Origin of the sequence: Microbacterium sp. (assembly GCF_044508325.1) — a bacterium.
Classification (GTDB): Bacteria; Actinomycetota; Actinomycetes; order Actinomycetales; family Microbacteriaceae; genus Microbacterium.
Map to the genome: position 1 here is coordinate 21349 of NZ_JBIQHX010000002.1, position 18378 is coordinate 39726.

Sequence of the window (18378 nt, forward strand, 5' to 3'; positions counted from 1 at the left end):
GGGCCGACATTCGGCACGGCGCGAGGGCCGACATTCGGCACGGCGCGAGGGCCGACATTCGGCACCGCCTGGGCGTCCGTCAGAGGATCACTGGTCGGACCACCGCCGGCCGGCAGGGCTGCGGTGCAGGTCCTCCGACAGAGCGGAGAGGATCGCAGCCTCCACAAGGGGCCAGTCGTGGAGGATCAGGGCCGAGTCGAATCGCAGCGTGATGAAGCCGAGCGCCATCGCCGTGGCATCCCGCACGCGATCTTTGTGCCGGGAATCGCCGTCATGCGTCCGCCCATCCGCCTCGAGGATCAAGCGATCGCCGATCACGAAGTCGACGACGCCGACACCGGGGATCGCGACCTGACTGGCCAGGGTGATCCCCCGGCGATGCAGTCGCAGCCGCAGCAGCGATTCGAGGCCGCTGTCCGCATCGCTCCGGGCGAAATCGACGAGCCAGCGCGAGCGTCCGGGAAGACGATCCCTGATCAGCCGGCGCTCCTGCCGGCCGATCAGGCGCCGGCGCAGCGCAGACTCCAATGCCGCGAAGAACGCGTCCTCGCCCCGGCATCCGTGGATCTGCAGAAGACACTGCACGACACCGACCCGGTGCAGCTCCGGCTCGCCGATGGGCAGGTCGCGGTGGAACACGCAGCAGGCGGCCCCAGCGGTCTCCGGGTCGAGCGTGAACCGCGTCGGGTGGCGTTGCGGATGCACCCACGTGTGCGTCCGCCCGTCGGCACCGTCGTCCAGAGTCCAGATGCCGTGCTCGCGGGCCGCCGACACGCAGGCGAGCGCGCCGCGGTGACTGAGGGCCTCACGTCTCGCGTCGGTCAGCGTCGGCAGCGCATAGACACCCTGGCGCGGCCTGACCAGAGCCCCGGTATGGACCGCGGCGGCGAGCGTCCTCCGCGAGACTCCGCCCCTTCGCAGCACACGAGTCCGTGCCGTGCCGCCATTTCGCCGGACGATCCGCACCGCGTGCTCCACAGGCATCCCGTCAGCATGCGCGGACGCGAGCACAACCTCGGGCGTCTCCACCTCACCTGTGGAGGGACCGGGTACCGGCCGAGGCTGTGGAGGACGAGGCAGCCGGCATGGACGACCGGACTCCCGGGAAGGGCCACCCCGGAGGGCCGAAAGTCGGCTCGGGAACACGACTCGCCGGAACGAACCGCCCGTCACCGGCGTGTCGACATCACCGACCCGACTTTTGGTTCAGGAGACGCCCGACGGCAGGGTTCAGGAGACGCCCGACGACAGGGATCAGGAGACGCCCGCCGTGGGGCAGGGTGACATGACCCGAACCCAGAGGGCGTTCAGCGGCCGGTGTTCCCCAGTCGCGCGGAGATGGATGCCGGCAGCACCCGCACGACGGCGGCGATGAGCTTGTACCGCAGCGACGGCACGCACACGGCCTTGCCGCGAGCGACAGCGCGCAGGGCCTGGCGCACCACGAGCCGGGCGTCGATCCACAGCGCCGGGGCGATGCCCTCCTCGCCGGGGGGCAGGCCGAGTCGCTCGTGGAAGTTGGTGTGCACGAAGCCGGGGCAGACGGCGGTCACGGTCACGCCCCGCGGTCGGTAGCGCACGTTCGCCCAGCGGCTGAAGCTCAGCAGCCATCCCTTCGCCGCACCGTATGTCGACCGCGGCATGAGCGCCGCGATCGACGCGACGTTGACGATGCGACCGTGCCCCCGGGCGAGCATCGGACCCAGCGCCGCGTGCATGAGCCGCATCGACGCCTCCACGTGCAGGCGCAGATGCGTGACTTCGTCGTCGATGTCGTTGCGCTCGAAGGCGAGCGGCAGCCCGAAGCCGGCGTTGTTCACCAGAATCTCGACCGGGCGCTCGTCGGAGGCGACGCGGCGCTCCGCGGCGGCCAGCTGCCGGCGCGAGGTGAGATCGGCCACCAGCACCTCGACCGCCACACCGAAGCGCGCACGCAGCTCGGCGGCGCTGTCCAGCAGCGTCTGCCGGTCCCGTGCCACCAGCACGAGATCGGCGCCGCGGGCGGCCAGCTGTCGGGCGAACTCGGCGCCGAGCCCCGAGCTGGCGCCGGTGATCAGAGCGGTGGGCATGCGTTTCACGCTACCGCCGACGCGCGGCTCACGCCCGTCGGTAGGTGCGGAACCGGTACGGGATGCCGGTGCGCGAGGTGAGCCAGCCGTCCTCCGGATCCCGGCCCGCGACCTGCCAGCCCGCCAGGGGCGGGGCATAGGCGTCGCCGTCGACCTCGAGGTCGACCTCGGTGACCTCGAGCACGTCGGCCCGGTCGATCGCCTCGGCGAAGAGCTCTCCCCCGCCGATCAGCCAGACCTCGCCGTCGCGGGCCGTCTGCAGCGCCTCGTCCAGCGACCCGGCGCGCTGCGCGCCCTCGTCCGCCCAGTCCGGCTGCCGGGTCACGACGATGTTGCGCCGCCCCGGCAGCGGGCGGAACCGATCCGGGAGCGAGTCCCAGGTCTTGCGGCCCATGACCACCGGCGCACCCATGGTGCGTTCCTTGAAGTGCGCGAGGTCCTCCGGCACGTGCCACGGGATGCCGCCGTCGGCGCCGATGACCCGGCCGTGCGCCTCGGCCCAGATGAGACCGAGCACCGTCACACCGCGACGGCGCCGCGGATCGCCGGGTGGTGCTGGTAGTCCTCGAGCACGAAGTCGTCGTACGCGTAGTCGAAGATCGACGCGGGCCTGCGGGCGATGCGCAGCGTCGGGTACGGGTACGGGTCGCGGCCGAGCTGCTCACGCACCTGCTCGAGGTGGTTGTCGTAGATGTGGCAGTCGCCGCCGGTCCAGACGAACTCACCCGGCTCGAGGTCGGTCTGCTGGGCGATCATGAGGGTCAGCAGCGCGTACGAGGCGATGTTGAACGGCACCCCCAGGAACAGGTCGGCGCTGCGCTGATAGAGCTGGCACGACAGGCGCCCGTCGGCGACGTAGAACTGGAACATCGCGTGGCACGGTGCGAGCGCCATGTCGGGGATGTCGGCGGGGTTCCACGCCGACACGAGCAGCCGCCGCGAACTCGGATTCGCGCGGATCTGCTCCACGACCTGGGCGATCTGGTCGATGTGCTCGCCGCCCGGCGTCGGCCACGATCGCCACTGCACGCCGTATACGGGCCCGAGCTCGCCCGCGGCATCCGCCCACTCGTCCCAGATCGTGACCCCGTTCTCCTTCAGCCAGGCGATGTTCGACTCGCCCCGCAGGAACCACAGCAGCTCGATCGCGACGGACTTGAAATGGACGCGCTTGGTGGTGATGAGCGGGAAGCTGCCGGCCAGGTCGAAGCGGATCTGCCGGCCGAAGGCGCTCGTGGTCCCGGTGCCGGTGCGGTCGTCTTTGTGCGTGCCGTGCGCGAGCACATCGCGCAGCAGGTCCTCGTAGGGGGTGGGGATGCCGGCGGTCACGTGTGACACGATACGTCACATAAGCGACATCCGGCCCTCGCCCAGCCGGGGAACGCTACGCTGGCGACCGTGACGACCCTTGGCGCCCTCCTCGCGATCGTCGCACTCCTCACGATCACCGTGGCAGCCGGCTTCACGCTGCGCCGGTGGCGGAGCGCAGTGCAGCGCGTCGACACCGCGGAGATCATCGAGCCGGCACGTCTGGGCGCCGAGCGCCTCGGCGACCGGGCGACCCTGCTGCAGTTCAGCACCGAGCTGTGCACCCGGTGCCCCGGCGTGCATCGCACCCTGGCATCCATCGCGGACGCCAAGCAGGGCGTCCTGCACCTGGACGTCGATCTCACGCACCGGCCCGACATCGCGCGTCACTTCCGTCTGCTCCAGACGCCGACCACCCTGATCCTCGACCGCGACGGGGCGATCCAGGCCCGCCTCGGCGGGGCCCCGCCCCGCGACGTCGTCGAGCTCGAACTGGATCGGGTGACCCGGATGGAGCATGCGGGTGCCTGAGCCCCGGTCCGGACGGATCGATCCCCGCGCACCGCGCTTCGGCGCGGGCATCACCGCCGCGCTGCTGCTGATCACGGTGTTCCTGGGCCTGGTCGGGGCGCCGTGGACGGGCTCGCTCGCGCAACGCGCGCTCGACCCCGCATTCCTCCTGCTGCTGCTGGTCGCGCTGCTGTTCCTGTGGGGCGTCGTCTCCCCGCGCGCCGCTCCGTGGGCCGTCCTCTACCGCCGCGTCGTCGGGCCGCGGCTGAAGCCGCCCACCGAGCTGGAGGATCCGCGCCCGCCGCGGTTCGCGCAGGGCGTCGGGCTGTTCGTCGTCTCGGTCGGCCTGGTCCTCCAGCTGCTCGCGGTGCCGTGGGCGCTGCCCATCGCCGCGGGCGCCGCCTTCGTCGCCGCCTTCCTCAATGCGGTCTTCGGCTTCTGCCTGGGCTGCGTCCTCTACCTCACGCTGCAGCGCATCGGCCTGGTCGGCCGTGCCGCCACCACCTAGGCTGAACGCGGATGCGCGTCGCATCCGCACAGCCACAGGAGGTTCAGCATGAGTGCCACGAGCGAAGCCACGGCGACCTGGAGCGGAGGCCTCTTCGAGGGCGCCGGAGAGGTCGCCCTCGACAGCACGGGCAAGGGCCCCTTCCCCGTCAACTGGAAGGCGCGCACCGAAGGGTCCGACACCGTCACCACACCCGAAGAGCTCATCGCGGCGGCGCACTCGTCGTGCTACAACATGGCCCTGTCGAACATGCTGGCGCAGAACGGCACCCCGCCCGATCGCGTGCGGACCACGGCCTCGGTCACCTTCGTCCCCGGCAAGGGCATCACCGGCAGCCACCTGAACGTCGAGGCGACCGTGCCCGGGCTGAGCGGCGAGGACTTCGCCCGCATCGCCGACGAGGCGAAGTCCGGCTGCCCGGTCTCGCAGGCGCTCGCCGGAGTCGAGATCACCCTCGAAGCCGCGCTCGCCTGACGGAGCAGAGAGGATGCCGCGGCGCGTCGTCGTCTCGGGCGCATCGGGGCTCGTGGGCTCGGCACTCGTGGCGAGCCTGCGCGCGGACGGCATCGAGGTCACCCGGCTGGTCCGCCGGCCGGCGCAGGCTCCCGACGAGGTGGAGTGGCTCACGGACACGCGGCCCCTCGATCCCGCGGTCCTGGCCGGCGCCGACGCCGTCGTCAACCTGAACGGCGCATCCACCGGCCGCTTCCCCTGGACAGCGGCCTACCGCTCCACCCTGCTGTGGTCGCGCATCACGCCGACCCGCGCCATCGCCCGAGCCCTTCGCGCGCTCGGGCGGGAGGCGCCCGCATTCCTCTCGGCGTCTGCGGTCGGCTACTACGGGTCGGCGCCGGGCGCGGTCATCGACGAGGACGCCCCGCGCGGAGAGTCGTTCCTCGCCGACCTCTGCGGCGAGTGGGAGTCGGCCGCGCTCGGCGCCGGCGAGCACACCCGCGTGACGCTGCTGCGCACCGCGCCGATCGTCCACCGGGACGGCGTGCTCACTCCGCTGATCCTGCTCACCCGCGCCGGCCTGGCAGGCCCGATCGGCCGGGGCATCCAGGTCTGGCCGTGGATCTCGCTCGACGACGAGGTCCGTGCGATCCGGCACGTGATGGAAGCCGGGCTCGAGGGGCCGGTCAACCTCGCCGCGCCGACCCGGACCACAGCGAACGATCTCGGATTCGCCATCGCGATGACCCTGGACCGCCCGTTCGTCGTGCGCGCACCGGTGTGGGCGATGCGGCTCGTGCTGGGACGCGACGCCACCGATGCTGTGCTCACCGCCGACGCGAACGTCGTGCCGCGGCGGCTCGAGGCATCCGGATTCTCGTTCCGGCACCCGACGATCGAGGAGGCCTGGCGAGCGGGGCTCTAGCCCCGCCGCTGCGCCGCCTCGAGCGAGATCGCCCGGCGCACAGCCTGCCGCGCGCGACGCCGGTCGCCCGCTCCGTCGTAGGCGAGCCCCAGCCGGTACCAGGCTCGCCAGTCGTCCGGATGCGCCTGGGCCGCCGCCCGATAGGCGGGGAAGAGGGCGTCGGCCTCCTCACGCAGCGGGCGTCCGCTCGGCCGCGTCGAGAGCTCCTCCGCAGGCAGTGCGCCCTCGGACTCGAGCCGCCGCCCCAGCTGTTCGGCGCGCCACCCGAACCACAGTTCGCGGCCGAGCGCCCACGCCGCGATGAGCGGCAGCACCACCAGTGCCGCGCCCATCGCGATGCCGATCCCGTCGCCGCCGGTCAGCAGCACGTAGGCGCGCTGCCCGACCAGCACGATGTACAGCAGCAGCGCGCCGGCCATCACGACCACGCCGATGCGCGCGTTCATGCGTCCGCCGGGGTGCGGATCCCGATGTCGATGAGGCTGTCGAGCCCGACGATCACGCCGGTCGCGTCCCGCGCGGCGGCCAGGGCGATGCGGATGCCGGGAGCGTAGGCCACAGCAGGGTCCACGGTGTCGTGCACGATCGACAGGGTCTCGCCCGGCCCGGAGAGGATCGTCTCCTGTCGTGCGACCACCCCGGGGCGACGCAGCGAATGGACCGGAACGCTCGCCACCTGCTGTCCGCGGGCGCGCTGATCGGCGTGCGGAGCATCCACCGGCTCAGCCGCGCGCGCCGTCGCGATGAGCTCGGCCGTGCGCACGGCGGTGCCGCTGGGCGAGTCGACCTTGCTCTCGCGGTGCGCCTCGACGATCTCGGCGGACGGGAAGAACGGCGCGGCAGCGGCGGCCAGTGCGCTTCCGAGGACCGACCCGAGCGAGAAGTTGGGGATGAACACGGCGCCGGTGCCCGCGGCATCCACGAGCGGACGCACCAGGGCGATCCGCTCCGCCGACCAGCCCGACGTGCCGACGAGCACATTGACGCCGCGTTCGACGGCGGCGCGGACCACGTCGATGCTCACGGCCGGCACGCTCGCGTCGACGACGAGGTCGGCACCGTCGAGCTCGTCCAGTCCGCTGCGCGAGGTGAGCACCGCGGCGATCTCGAAGTCGTCCAGCCCGTCCACCACGCCGCGGATCACGGCCCCGAGCCTGCCGGTTCCGCCCACGAGGGCGACGCGCGTGGTCATGCCATCATCCTATTCGGGGCGCCGGCGGCCGGTCGTGAGCTCAGTAGGGCAGGGCCTCGGGCAGCCCGGTGCGCAGCTCCGCCGGCAGATGTGCGACGTCGTTGTGGGTGATCAGGCTCCAGGGCCGGCCGGGCTTCTGGGCGAGCACGGTCAGGCCGCAGTTGGCCTGATTGAAGGTCATCCACCGCCATTCGGGCATCTGCAGCGCCTCGCGCACCAGCCAGGCGATGACGAAGTTGTGGGTGATCAGAAGGTCGTGCGCATCGCCGGGCTTGCGTGCCAGGAACTCGCTGACCGCATCCGCCATCTGCGCATGGCCGGCTTCGATCTGCTCCTCGGTGATCCCTCCGAAGAACGGCTCGAAGACACCCGGGGTGTCGGGCGTCATGCCGGTGGGGACGCAGTCGAAAAGCAGCGCGTGCGGCTGGGGCGACACCGCAGGGAGCCGCTCCGCCACGATCTCGGCGGTCTGCGCGGCCCGCTGCAGCGGCGAGTGCCAGACGGTGTCCAGCGGCACCCCGGACAGCCGATCGGCGATGAGGGCGGCCTGACGCCGGCCGCGAGCGGACAGCGGCCCGTCCGGCATCCCGTGCTCGGCATCCTGCTGCTCCCCGTGCCGCACGAGATAGACGTAATGCGTCACTGCACAGGCTCACTTCACGCGATGATCGGTCGGGGTGTGTGCGGCGGGGCCGCGCTTCCACCCTATGCCACGGCGGTGAAGCCGGCGCGGGCTAGTCGACCGCGCGGGCGAGCTCGGACAGCTGCGCCCGGCTGAGCCGCACACCCACGCCCTGCACGAGCTCTTCGACGTGGTGCGGCGCGTACGCGTTCACGATCGGCGCGACCACGGTCTTCTGCGCCAGCAGCCATGCCACCGCGATCGCGGCGTCGGGAACGCCCACTTCCGCCGCGACGGCATCCAGCGCGCGCAGGAGGCGGTTGCCGCGGCGATTGAGGCTGCCGACCAGCTGACTGCCGCGCACGGAGAGCCCCGCCCGCGAGCGGGAGCGGTGCCGTCCGGAGAGGAAGCCGTGCTGCAGGGCGTGCGACGGGGTCACCGCCATGCCCTGGGCGCCGGCGACCAGGCGGAGATCGCCCTCGAAGTCGCCGCGGCGCAGGATGTTGTAGGGCGCGTCCAGCACCGTCAGCCGCGGATAGCCGGCGGACGAGAGGATCCGTGCCTCCACGAGGCGCTCCGGCGTGAAGCCGTAGGCGCCCAGGGCCCGCACCTTTCCCGCATCGACGAGCCATTCCGCTGTCGCCAGCGTGTCGTCGAGGGCGGTGCGGGAATCGGCCGCCCCGTCCAGGTACAGGATGTCGATGCGGTCGGTGCTCAGCCGTCGCAGGGATGCCTCGACCGCCCGCACCAGGTTCACCGGGCCGAGCCCGGGGTGGTCGGCGTTGGCACCCACCCGCGTGGCGACCACCATGGCGTCACGGACCCCGCGCGTGGACAGCCACTGGCCGATGATGTGCTCGCTGCGCCCGGACGCATGGCTGTCGGCGGTGTGGACGACGTTGCCGCCTCGCTCCAGGTAGCGGTCGAGGATGTCGTGGCTGACCTCGAGATCGACGTTCCAGCCGAACTCGGCTCCGCCGAGGATCAGCGGGAAGACGTCGAGACCGGTCTCACCCAGCGGCGTGCGCACCGCCGCGCCGACCGGGGGCCCCTGCACGGGGATGGGGGCCGAGGGGTGGCCGGAGCGCTCGAGGATGGGCGGCGCGTGCGGGATCGACGATCCGGTCGCCACCGGCGAAGCGGTCGTGGAACCGACGCCGAAGATACGCATATGCCACCCCCTTCACGAAACCGTCGCACCCGATGCTTCGTGATCCTGTTTCGCGTCGCCCCCGACGCTTACAAGAAGGGTAGGGCAGAGCACCGACGTCTCCGGCCGTTCCGACGGCCTGTTGGCGGATATTTCGATAACGCTTCGATCACATGTCGCGAAAACGATGCCCGGCTGTCCGCCTTTCGGCGGACAACCGGGCATTCTTCAGCCTTCGAGCGGCTCAGCCCTCGGCCGGAGCCTCCGCGCCGACGGTCGCCTCGGCGGGGCTGTCCCCAGCCTCAGCCTCTTCGAGCACCGGCTCGAGGGAAAGCTTGCCGCGGTCGTCGACCTTGGTGATGCGCACGAGCAGCTTCTGCCCGACGCCGAGCACGTCGTCGACGTTCTCGACGCGCTTGCCGCCGGCGAGCTTGCGGATCTCGCTGATGTGCAGCAGGCCGTCCTTGCCCGGAAGCAGCGAGATGAACGCCCCGAACGTCGCGATCTTCACGACCGTGCCGAGGAACTGCTCCCCCACCTCCGGGTTTGTCGGGTTCGCGATGGCGTTGACCTGGGCCCGGGCGGCCTCGGCGGAGGGGCCGTCGACGGCGCCGATGTAGACGGTGCCGTCCTCCTCGATGGAGATGTCCGCGCCGGTCTCGTCCTGGATGCCGTTGATCGTCTTGCCCTTGGGGCCGATCAGCTCGCCGATCTTGTCGACCGGGATCTGCACGCTGATGACGCGCGGCGCGGTCGGCGCCATCTCGTCCGGTCCGTCGATGGCCGCGTTGATGACGTCGAGGATGCGCAGGCGCGCATCCTTCGCCTGCTGCAGCGCACCGGCGAGCACCGACGACGGGATGCCGTCGAGCTTCGTGTCGAGCTGGATCGCCGTCACGAACTCGCTGGTTCCGGCGACCTTGAAGTCCATGTCGCCCAGCGCATCCTCCGCGCCCAGGATGTCGGTGAGCGCCGCGTAGCGGGTCTCGCCGTCGACCTGGTCCGAGACCAGGCCCATCGCGATGCCGGCGACCGGTGCGCGCAGCGGCACTCCGGCGTTCAGCAGCGACAGCGTGGACGCGCACACCGAGCCCATCGACGTCGAGCCGTTGGAGCTGAGTGCCTCGGAGACCTGGCGGATGGCGTAGGGGAACTCCTCGCGCGCCGGCAGGACCGGCACGAGCGCGCGCTCGGCGAGGAAGCCGTGGCCGATCTCGCGCCGCTTGGGGCTGCCGACGCGACCGGTCTCACCGGTCGAGTAGGGCGGGAAGTTGTAGTGGTGCATGTAGCGCTTGTGCGTGACCGGCGACAGCGAGTCGATCTGCTGCTCCAGCTTCAGCATGTTCAGCGTCGTGACACCGAGGATCTGCGTCTCGCCGCGCTGGAAGACCGCCGACCCGTGCACGCGCGGGATGACGTCGACCTCGGCGTCCAGCGGCCTGATGTCGGCCAGTCCGCGGCCGTCGATGCGCACACCCTCGGTGAGGATGCGCCCGCGCACGATCAGCTTCGTGACCGCCTTGTAGGCGGCGGAGAACTCGAGCGGAGCCGCCGGCGGGAGCTCCCCCGCCTCGGTGGCGGCGATCAGCTCGGCCTTGACCCGGTCCTTGAGCTCGTCATCCGCGCTGTTGCGCTCGGTCTTGTCGGCGATCTGGTAGATCGACCCGAGTGCGTCGTAGGCGCGGGCGGCGACGAAGTCGTAGGTCTCCTCGCTGTAGGCGGGGAACACCGGGAACGACTGGATCTCCTTGGCGGCGGCGTTCGCCAGCACGGTCTGCGCGGCGACGAGCTCCTTGATGAAGGGCTTCGCGGCCTCCAGACCCTCGGCGACGACCTCTTCGCTGGGCTTGGTGGCGCCCGCCTTGATGAGGTTCCAGCTGCCCTCGGTCGCCTCGGCCTCGACCATCATGATCGCGACGTCGCCGTCCGGGAGCACGCGCCCGGCGACGACGAGGTCGAACACGGCATCCTCGAGCAGCTGCGCGTTCGGGAAGGCCACCCACTGGTCGGCGTGCTCGCCGTGTCCGGGGACCAGAGCGAGACGCACGCCGGCGATCGGGCCGGAGAACGGCAGACCGGAGATCTGCGTCGACGCCGAGGCGGCGTTGATGGCGAGCGCGTCGTAGAACTCGCCCGGGGCGATCGACAGCACCGTGATGACGATCTGGACCTCATTGCGCAGCCCGTCGACGAAGGAGGGGCGCAGCGGACGGTCGATGAGGCGGCAGACGAGGATCGCATCCGTGGAGGGGCGGCCCTCGCGACGGAAGAACGAGCCGGGGATCTTGCCGGCGGCGTACGAGCGCTCCTCGACGTCGACGGTCAGCGGGAAGAAGTCGAAGCCCTCGCGCGGGTGCTTGCCGGCACTGGTGGCCGACAGGAGCATGGTCTCCTCGTCGAGGTAGGCGGCCACGGCGCCCTGCGCCTGCTGGGCCAGGCGTCCGGTCTCGAACCGGACGGTGCGGGTGCCGAAGCGTCCGTTGTCGAGGACGGCTTCGGCGAAAGTGATCTCAGGACCTTCCAAGAGGTCTCTCCTTCTGTGTCTTCGCTCGCGCACGCGTGTCGCACGCGAGCATTCGAAGGAGCAGGGGAACAGGCAGATATCGGCGTGCGGGGTGTTCCGCGCCTCGCCTGCGCTGGTCACCGGTAGAAGACCACCCGGCACGCCGGACGACGGGGAATCCACCACTGGGGACCAGCTAGCTGCCGGCCTGCTCCATGAGCTCGAATATGCAGTTGAACGGATGCCGGGAGGGCAACCTTGTCGATCCTAGCAGTGACTGTCCTGAACGCCCTGTGATCTGTCGCCGCGGGACCTGGCGGCCCGGTGCGCGCAGTGCCTAGGGTGGATGCATGAGCACCGATGACCAACCGGCCGGCGCCGCCTCGGACGAGATGAAGCGGAAGTTCCGCGAGGCGCTGGACAAGAAGAACGCGCAGCAGCGCGAGGGAGAGGCGCATCTGGACGGCGACTCGCCCGTCCACGGCACGCACGGCGCCATCACCAAGCGCGAGTTCCGCCGCAAGAGCGGCTGAGGCCGGGGGGAACGATGAGCGATTTCCGGGAGCCGGTCGCCGACGACGAGCGCGAGGTGCCGGTCGACGACGAGTCGGAGCTCGAGCTGCCTCCTGCGACGATCGATCCGGACGAGGCCGTCGAGGAGGAGGTCGACGCGGAGGAGCTCGAGCAGCGGGAGGCCGCGATCGAGGCCGGTGAGATCGTCCCCGACGACCTATGACCCGAACGGCGCGGCGTCCGGTCGGCTGGATCGTCGTCGCCCTGGCCACCGGAACAGCCCTCAGCGCGCTGAACTCGGGCATGATCGCGGTGGCCCTCAGCACCCTGCGCGGCGAGTTCCATGTGGACGTCCCGACGGTCACCTGGGTGATCTCGGCGTTCTACCTCGCGTCGGCGGTGCTGCAGCCGCTCATGGGACGCTTCGCCGATCGGTACGGCGCGCTCCGCGTCTTCACAGTCGGAATGGTCGTCGTCGCGGTCGCCGGCGCCGCAGGGCCGTTCGCCCCCACCCTCGAGTGGCTGTGCGTGGTGCGCGTGGTGCTCGCGATCGGCACGGCCACCGCGTTCCCGTCCGCAGCCGCGGTGCTGCGTCGCATGGCCAGGGAGAGCGGCGAGTCGCCGGAGCCGGGGACTTCGTTCGAGGCGGCGCCGATCATCGGCCGCATCCAGCTCATCGACACGAGCGCGGCGGCGATCGGGCCGGTCCTGGGCGGCGCGCTGCTCGTGCTGGCCGGGTGGGAGGCGCTGTTCTGGATCAACATCCCGCTCGCGGCGATCGCGATCGTCGCCACTCGGCTGGTGATCCCGCCCGATGAGGCGCGCGAGCACGTGCCGCTGCGCACGACCCTGCGCGAGTCCGACCTGCCCGGGGTCGCGCTGTTCGCGGTCACGGTCGTGGCGATGCTCCTGTTCCTGCTCGACCTCGTGGACGGGCCGGAGTGGCCATACCTCGCCGCCGCGGTCGTGACCGGCGCCCTGTTCGCGTGGCGCGAGCTGCGCGCGGCGACGCCGTTCATCGACCTCCGGCTCCTGGCCGGCAACCGTCCGCTGCTGCGGGTGTACGGCCTGTTCATCCTCGCGAACATCGTCCTGTACGGCACGCTGTTCGGCATCCCCCAGTACCTCGAGGACTTCGCCGGCTACGGCACCGCGGCCGTCGGCGCCATGCTCGTGCCGCTGGCCGCCTTCAACGCCGTGCTCGCACGGCCGATCGAGCGACTCATCGTCGCGCGGGGGCACCGTCTGGCACTGCTCATCGGAATCGGCGGACTGATCCTGTCGACCGCGGCGCTCCTGCTGCTGACCCTGTCGACTGCGCCCTGGGCGGTGCTGCTGGTGATGGCGGCCATCGGCATCCCGTACGCCTTCGTGCTCATCTCGATCACCCAGTCGCTCTATCTCGCCGCACCGCCCGAGCACGTCGGCCAAGCCGCGGGACTGTTCCAGACCGCGCGGTCGATGGGCAGCATCGCCGGCGCGACCGTCGTCGGCATGGCGCTTTTCAACGGCACCGACCCCGAGGACTGGATCATCCTCGCCGGGGTGGTCGCCGCGTCCGCGGTGCTCCTGGCGGTCGTCGCGGTCGCCACCGGACGCGCCGCGAAGACCGCGGACAGCCCGCGGTAGCCGACGGCCTGCTCAGTCTGCGAGGCCGCCGAGGAGGTGCCCGAAGGAGCGGCCCTCGCCGAGGTACGAGTCGGGGTCGAACGGATCGACGGATGCCTGCGCCCCGCGCCGCACCATCGCATCGGCAAGCTCCCGCGCGCCCTTCTCGACGCGTCGCGCCAGCGGCGCGACCTGGTCGCCGCCGCCGCCCCAGTCCGCCGATGCGGCGAACACGCCCGTCGAGACCGCGTCGGCGTGCAGGTAGGCGAACAGCGGCCGGATCGCGTAATCGATCGCGAGCGAATGGCGCGGCGTGCCGGCGTTGGCCCCGATGAGCACTGGCTTGCCGATCAGCGCGTCGGGATCGAGCACGTCGATGAACGACTTGAACAGGCCCGAGTAGCTCGTCGAGAAGATCGGCGTGACCGCGATGAGGGCGTCGGAGGAGACGACCGCGTTGATCATGGACTCGAGCGCCGGCGGAGCGAATCCGGTGAGCATGTTGTTGGTGATGTCGTGCGCATAGTCGCGCAGCTCGAAGACGTCGACCTGGGCCTCGATGTCGTGCTGGGCGAGCTGCTGCACGGTCGCGTTCGCAAGGCGGTCGGCGAGCATGCGCGTCGACGACGGATTCGACAATCCGGCCGAGACGACGGCGATCCGGCGTGAGGCGGCCATCTCAGGCATCCCTCCGTCCGAGCCCGAACGCCGCGCCGGCGGGCTGCGGCGTGTCCTGGTACGGCGAGCCGTCGGTGACGTTGTCGCCGCGGTTCGCGTTCGGGCGCGGCTGGCGCGGCGCCTCGTCACCGTACTTCGCGCGCACGAGGGCCGCGTGCGTCGGGGCGTCCGGCACCTCGGCCGGGCGGTTCTGCGCCAGCTCGCGGCGCAGCACCGGCACGACCTCGCCGCCGAGGATGTCCAGCTGCTCGAGCACGGTCTTCAGCGGCAGGCCCGCGTGGTCCATGAGGAACAGCTGGCGCTGATAGTCGCCGAACAGCTCGCGCATGCCCGCGTAGCGGTCGATGACCTGCTGCGGGGAGCCGACGGTGAGCGGCGTCATCTCGGTGAAGTCCTCCAGCGAAGGGCCGTGTCCGTACACCGGCGCAGCATCGAAGTACGGCCGGAACTGCGTGACGGCATCCTGCGACTTCGGCGCCATGAAGACCTGACCGCCCAGGCCCACGATCGCCTGCTCGGGCGTGCCGTGCCCGTAGTGCGCGTAGCGCTGGCGGTACAGCTCGATGAGGCGCTGGTAGTGCTCGGCGGGCCAGAAGATGTTGTTCGCGAAGAAGCCGTCGCCGTAGTACGCGGCCTGCTCGGCGATCTCGGGCGTGCGGATCGAGCCGTGCCAGACGAACGGCGGCACATCGTCCAGGGGTCGCGGGGTCGAGGTGAAGCCCTGCAGCGGCGTGCGGAACTTCCCTTCCCAATCCACGACATCCTCGCGCCACAGCCGGTGCAGCAGGGCGTAGTTGTCGATCGCGAGCGGGAGGCCCTGGCGGATGTCCTTGCCGAACCAGGGGTAGACCGGCCCGGTGTTGCCGCGCCCGAGCATGAGGTCGGTGCGTCCCCCGGAGACGTGCTGCAGCATCGCGAAGTCCTCGGCGATCTTCACCGGGTCGTTCGTGGTGATGAGCGTCGTCGCCGTCGAGAGCACGAGACGCTCGGTCCGCGCCGCGATGTAGGCGAGGGTGGTCGTGGGTGACGACGAGAAGAAGGGCGGGTTGTGGTGCTCGCCGATCGCGAAGACGTCCAGCCCCACCTCCTCGGCGTGCTGGGCGATCGTCAGGGTCGCCTGGATGCGCTCGGCCTCCGACGGCGTGCGGCCGGTGGTCGGGTCCTGGGTGATGTCGCTCACCGAGAAGATGCCGAACTGCATGCCCGGCCAGGTGGTGCTGTCGCTCACGATCGCTCCGATGTTTCTATGCAGGTGAATACACACTGCAACGCCTGCATCGTCAGGTTATTCCCGCCTCCGTGCGAAGAGGTTCACCAGATCGCGCGTCAACTGGTGCGGCGCCGTCTCGCAGGGTGCGTGTCCGGTCGGGTAGACCGCGACCTCCGCGCCGATCTGCGCGGCGTACTCGCGGTGCTGCGACAGCGGCCACAGGTCGTTCTCCCCCACCGCGATGAGCTTCGGGATGTCGGCGGCCGCCACCTCGGCGAGCATGTCGGGCGCCGCCATCATGAGGCCCACGATGTCGTCGACGCACGCCCGCGGGGTGACGGCGAGGCGCTCGCGCACAAAGGCGATGCGGCCAGGGGGCGTTCGGTTCAGGTTGTACCGGACGCCCCACAGGATCAGCCCGGCCGCCCGGTGCGGCGACATGTCGGAGATCGGGCCGATGTGCTTGACCCCGCGGAACACCTGTCCGACCGCCGGCGGCGCCGACATCAGAGTGAGGCTGCGGAACAGCTCGTCCCTGCGGGCGAGGGCGAGCTCGGCGACCAGGCCGGCGAAGCTGTAGCCGAGCACGTGCGCCGGCCCCCCGCCGTCCTCGAGGACCGCGACCAGGTCGTCGACGTACAGGTCGTAGTCGTAGTGCTCGCGGGGCGGGACGAGGTTCCAGGGCCCGGCATCCACCGACTCCCAGTGGCCGGCGAGATCGTACGACTCGACGCGGAACCCGGCCTGCGCCAGCAGCGGGAAGACGCGGACGAAGTCCTCCTTCGATCCCGCGACGCCCGGGACCAGCACGACGCGCGGCGCACCCGGGTCGCCCAGGCGGGCGCGCGCCAGACCGCCGCTGGGGGCTGCGAGCACGTCGCGCTCGGTGCCGGGAGGGAAGACGTGCCAGTCGATGTCCGTGATCGCGCGATCCCGCTCGACGGCGTCGTCGATGAGGGTCACGACGCCGCCAGGGCGTCGATGAGCGCGACCGCAGTGGTATCGCGCAGCGGAACGCTGGTGTAGAAGGAGAGGCGCGTCACCGTTCCGGTATACCGCTCCCGCAGCTGCCCCGCGACCTCGGCCGGTGTGCCGATCGCGGCGAACGACGTGAGCATGTCGTCGGGCACTGCAGCGGCCATGTCGGCCCACGCGCCGCGGCGCGACAGCGCGTTCAGCCTCTCGTGCACCGCCTCCCAGCCGTGCAGCGCCAGGACGGGGAGGTAATCGGGGGTCGAGCCGTAGAAGGCGATCTGCGCCCGCGTCGCCTCGACCGCGCGGTCGAGCTCGTCCTGACGGTCGCCGACGGCGATGAACGCCGGCAGCGCGACGCCCAGGGCCGCCGGGTCGCGACCCTCGGATCGCGCCCCGCGCTCCAGGGCGGGCAGGGTCACTTCGCGCAGGTAGCGGGGCGTGGTGAACGCGTGCGCGATCAGGCCGTCGGCGACCGCGCCGGCGGTCTCGCACATCCGCTCCCCCACCCCGGCGATCCAGATCGGCGGTGCGCCGTGCGGATTGGGACCGGGCGAGAAGAACGGCGTCATGAGCGTGTGCTGATAGTGCTCGCCGCGGAAGCGCAGCCGGTCGCCCGTCTCCCAGGCGTGCCAGATCGCCCGCACCGCGGCGACGAACTCCCGCATGCGCGCGGCCGGAGCCGACCAGGGCATCGAGAAGCGCCTCTCGATGTGCGGGCGCACCTGGGAGCCGAGTCCGAGCACGAACCGGCCCTGCGAGAGCAGCTGCAGATCGTTGGCGGTCGCGGCGACGGTCATCGGGCTGCGGGCGAAGGCGACGGCGATGGCGGTCATGAGGCTCACGCGCTCGGTGAGCACGGCGGCTGCCGACAGCGACACGAACGGGTCGTGCCGGGTCTCGGCGGCGATCAGGCCGTCGTACCCGGCGGCCTCGGCCGCGGCGGCGTGCTCGGCGAACTCGCGAGGACCGGTGCCGGCGTCGCCTCCCGCGTCGACGTGGAAGCAGGCACGGGCATCGCTCATGGCACCATCACACCACACTCGCCACCTGCCGCGACCCGGCGCTCGCCGCGGGTCGCCCGCAACGGAACGCAACATTGCCCCGGCGCCTGCGGCGTCCGGTCTAGCGTGATCGGATGCCTCACCTGAACCTTCCCGTGCTCGACCTGTCGCTGCTGGATCGCGGGCACGAAGCCGCCGCCCGGTTCCGCGACCTGCTGCGCGCGGCGTCGCACGACGTGGGCTTCTTCTACCTCACCGGCACGGGCGTCTCGCCCGACCTCGAGCGGCGTCTGCATCGAGCCGCCCGGGACTTCTTCGCGCTCCCCGAGGCGGACAAGCTCGCGATCGAGAACGTGAACAGCCCGCACTTCCGCGGCTACACCCGCATCGGCGGCGAGCGCACGCAGGGCCGGACCGACTGGCGGGAGCAGATCGACATCGGCCCCGAGCAGGCGCCGCTGACCGGCGGCCCGGACTTCAACCGGCTCGTGGGCCCCAACCTGTGGCCCGCCGCCCAGCCCGGACTGCGCGCGGTGGTCTCGGAGTGGCACGACCATCTGTCCGGCGTCGCGCGCAGACTCCTGCGCGCGTGGGCGGTGTCGCTGGGTGCGGCCGAGTCCTTCTTCGACGAGCACTTCGGCGAGCCCTCCACGCTCATCAAGATCGTGCGGTACCCGGGATCGACGGCGCCCGAGCCGGCCCAAGGGGTGGGCGCGCACAAGGACTCGGGCGTGCTGACCCTGCTGTGGATCGAGCCCGGCAAGGGCGGGCTGCAGGTGGAGCGCGACGGCGCATGGGTGGATGCGCCGCCGGTGCCGGGGGCGTTCGTCGTCAACATCGGCGAGCTGCTCGAATACGCCACCCAGGGCTACCTGATCGCGACCAACCACCGCGTGGTGTCGCCCCGATACCCCGACGATCGGATCTCGGTGCCGTTCTTCTTCAATCCGGCGCTCGATCAGCGGCTCCCCCTCATCGACCTGCCGCCCGAGCTCGCGGCCGAGGCGAAGGGCGTCACCCAGGATCCGGCCAACCCCATCCACGCGCTCTACGGGGAGAACGCTCTGAAGTCACGGCTGCGTGCGCACCCCGACGTCGCCGAGATCTGGCACGCGGACCTGCTCGCGGCACGGACCTGACGCCCTCGTCTGCG

The 18378-nt window shown here is 71.3% G+C and carries 21 protein-coding genes; 8 read left to right on the top strand and 13 right to left on the bottom strand.

The features are described 5' to 3' along the window. Positions 1-87 precede the first annotated feature (87 nt). From ACIWQI_RS01585 to ACIWQI_RS01600, 4 genes are all read right to left on the bottom strand, one after another. Positions 88-984, bottom strand: a complete 897-nt coding sequence (locus tag ACIWQI_RS01585; RefSeq protein ID WP_396655317.1) for a DUF559 domain-containing protein — start codon at positions 982-984, stop codon at positions 88-90. Between the two features lie 323 nt (positions 985-1307). Further along, entirely contained in the window at positions 1308-2069 is a 762-nt protein-coding gene (locus ACIWQI_RS01590) for an SDR family NAD(P)-dependent oxidoreductase (RefSeq protein WP_396655318.1), read from the bottom strand. Between the two features lie 28 nt (positions 2070-2097). Continuing rightward, a complete protein-coding gene (locus ACIWQI_RS01595) occupies positions 2098-2592 on the bottom strand; it encodes a dihydrofolate reductase (RefSeq protein ID WP_396655319.1) in 495 nt (164 codons plus the stop codon). After that, entirely contained in the window at positions 2589-3398 is an 810-nt protein-coding gene (locus tag ACIWQI_RS01600) for a thymidylate synthase (protein ID WP_396655320.1), read from the bottom strand. The genes ACIWQI_RS01595 and ACIWQI_RS01600 overlap by 4 nt, the downstream gene beginning before the upstream one ends. Before the next feature lie 69 nt (positions 3399-3467). On the opposite strand from ACIWQI_RS01600, the gene ACIWQI_RS01605 reads away from it, so the two are divergent. From ACIWQI_RS01605 to ACIWQI_RS01620, 4 genes are read left to right on the top strand one after another with little or no spacing between them, the layout of a single operon-like run. Then, positions 3468-3908 carry a TlpA family protein disulfide reductase gene (locus ACIWQI_RS01605; RefSeq protein WP_396655321.1) on the top strand — a complete coding sequence of 147 codons (441 nt, stop codon included), beginning with the start codon at positions 3468-3470 and terminating at the stop codon, positions 3906-3908. Next, positions 3901-4395, top strand: a complete 495-nt coding sequence (locus tag ACIWQI_RS01610) for a DUF4395 domain-containing protein (RefSeq protein WP_396655322.1) — start codon at positions 3901-3903, stop codon at positions 4393-4395. Before ACIWQI_RS01605 ends, ACIWQI_RS01610 begins: the two co-directional genes overlap by 8 nt. 48 nt (positions 4396-4443) lie before the next feature. Continuing rightward, entirely contained in the window at positions 4444-4869 is a 426-nt protein-coding gene (locus tag ACIWQI_RS01615) for an OsmC family peroxiredoxin (RefSeq protein WP_396655323.1), read from the top strand. A gap of 13 nt (positions 4870-4882) precedes the next feature. After that, positions 4883-5773, top strand: a complete 891-nt coding sequence (locus tag ACIWQI_RS01620; RefSeq protein WP_396655325.1) for a TIGR01777 family oxidoreductase — start codon at positions 4883-4885, stop codon at positions 5771-5773. Here the strand turns inward: ACIWQI_RS01620 and ACIWQI_RS01625 are convergent. The 5 genes from ACIWQI_RS01625 to ACIWQI_RS01645 all read right to left on the bottom strand — a co-directional run bounded on the left by ACIWQI_RS01625 (position 5770) and on the right by ACIWQI_RS01645 (position 11261). After that, a complete protein-coding gene (locus tag ACIWQI_RS01625; protein ID WP_396655326.1) occupies positions 5770-6219 on the bottom strand; it encodes a hypothetical protein in 450 nt (149 codons plus the stop codon). The two genes, ACIWQI_RS01620 and ACIWQI_RS01625, sit on opposite strands and share 4 nt — an antisense overlap. Beyond that, positions 6216-6965: a 4-hydroxy-tetrahydrodipicolinate reductase gene (dapB, locus tag ACIWQI_RS01630; RefSeq protein WP_396655327.1), complete on the bottom strand. Its 750-nt coding sequence runs from the start codon at positions 6963-6965 to the stop codon at positions 6216-6218. Before dapB ends, ACIWQI_RS01625 begins: the two co-directional genes overlap by 4 nt. Before the next feature lie 40 nt (positions 6966-7005). Continuing rightward, a complete protein-coding gene (locus ACIWQI_RS01635; RefSeq protein WP_396655328.1) occupies positions 7006-7608 on the bottom strand; it encodes a histidine phosphatase family protein in 603 nt (200 codons plus the stop codon). Positions 7609-7699: 91 nt separating this feature from the next. Then, positions 7700-8758 (bottom strand): aldo/keto reductase, encoded by a 1059-nt coding sequence (locus ACIWQI_RS01640; RefSeq protein WP_396655329.1) that lies wholly within the window; start codon positions 8756-8758, stop codon positions 7700-7702. A 223-nt stretch (positions 8759-8981) separates the two neighbouring features. Then, the gene (locus tag ACIWQI_RS01645) at positions 8982-11261 is read right to left on the bottom strand and encodes a polyribonucleotide nucleotidyltransferase (RefSeq protein ID WP_396655330.1); all 2280 of its coding nucleotides are present in this window, start codon (positions 11259-11261) and stop codon (positions 8982-8984) included. A 329-nt stretch (positions 11262-11590) separates the two neighbouring features. Between ACIWQI_RS01645 and ACIWQI_RS01650 the strand changes: the two genes are divergently transcribed. Genes ACIWQI_RS01650 through ACIWQI_RS01660 form a run of 3 tightly spaced genes read left to right on the top strand, consistent with a single transcriptional unit; the run spans position 11591 to position 13382 of the window. Next, on the top strand, positions 11591-11773 hold the full coding sequence (locus ACIWQI_RS01650; protein ID WP_396655331.1) for a DUF5302 domain-containing protein: 183 nt from the start codon (positions 11591-11593) through the stop codon (positions 11771-11773). Between the two features lie 14 nt (positions 11774-11787). Beyond that, positions 11788-11976, top strand: a complete 189-nt coding sequence (locus ACIWQI_RS01655) for a hypothetical protein (RefSeq protein WP_396655332.1) — start codon at positions 11788-11790, stop codon at positions 11974-11976. Continuing rightward, positions 11973-13382: an MFS transporter gene (locus ACIWQI_RS01660; RefSeq protein WP_396655333.1), complete on the top strand. Its 1410-nt coding sequence runs from the start codon at positions 11973-11975 to the stop codon at positions 13380-13382. The genes ACIWQI_RS01655 and ACIWQI_RS01660 overlap by 4 nt, the downstream gene beginning before the upstream one ends. A gap of 12 nt (positions 13383-13394) precedes the next feature. Here ACIWQI_RS01660 and ACIWQI_RS01665 read toward each other — a convergent pair whose 3' ends face one another. The 4 genes from ACIWQI_RS01665 to ACIWQI_RS01680 all read right to left on the bottom strand — a co-directional run bounded on the left by ACIWQI_RS01665 (position 13395) and on the right by ACIWQI_RS01680 (position 17246). Next, positions 13395-14039 carry an FMN reductase gene (locus ACIWQI_RS01665; RefSeq protein ID WP_396655334.1) on the bottom strand — a complete coding sequence of 215 codons (645 nt, stop codon included), beginning with the start codon at positions 14037-14039 and terminating at the stop codon, positions 13395-13397. 1 nt (position 14040) lies between these two features. After that, on the bottom strand, positions 14041-15240 hold the full coding sequence (locus tag ACIWQI_RS01670; protein ID WP_396655592.1) for an LLM class flavin-dependent oxidoreductase: 1200 nt from the start codon (positions 15238-15240) through the stop codon (positions 14041-14043). Positions 15241-15324: 84 nt separating this feature from the next. Then, entirely contained in the window at positions 15325-16212 is an 888-nt protein-coding gene (locus ACIWQI_RS01675; RefSeq protein WP_396655335.1) for an alpha/beta fold hydrolase, read from the bottom strand. Continuing rightward, positions 16209-17246 (bottom strand): TIGR03617 family F420-dependent LLM class oxidoreductase, encoded by a 1038-nt coding sequence (locus tag ACIWQI_RS01680; protein WP_396655336.1) that lies wholly within the window; start codon positions 17244-17246, stop codon positions 16209-16211. Before ACIWQI_RS01680 ends, ACIWQI_RS01675 begins: the two co-directional genes overlap by 4 nt. Positions 17247-17359: 113 nt before the next feature. On the opposite strand from ACIWQI_RS01680, the gene ACIWQI_RS01685 reads away from it, so the two are divergent. Then, positions 17360-18364 (top strand): isopenicillin N synthase family dioxygenase, encoded by a 1005-nt coding sequence (locus tag ACIWQI_RS01685; RefSeq protein ID WP_396655337.1) that lies wholly within the window; start codon positions 17360-17362, stop codon positions 18362-18364. Positions 18365-18378 lie beyond the last annotated feature (14 nt).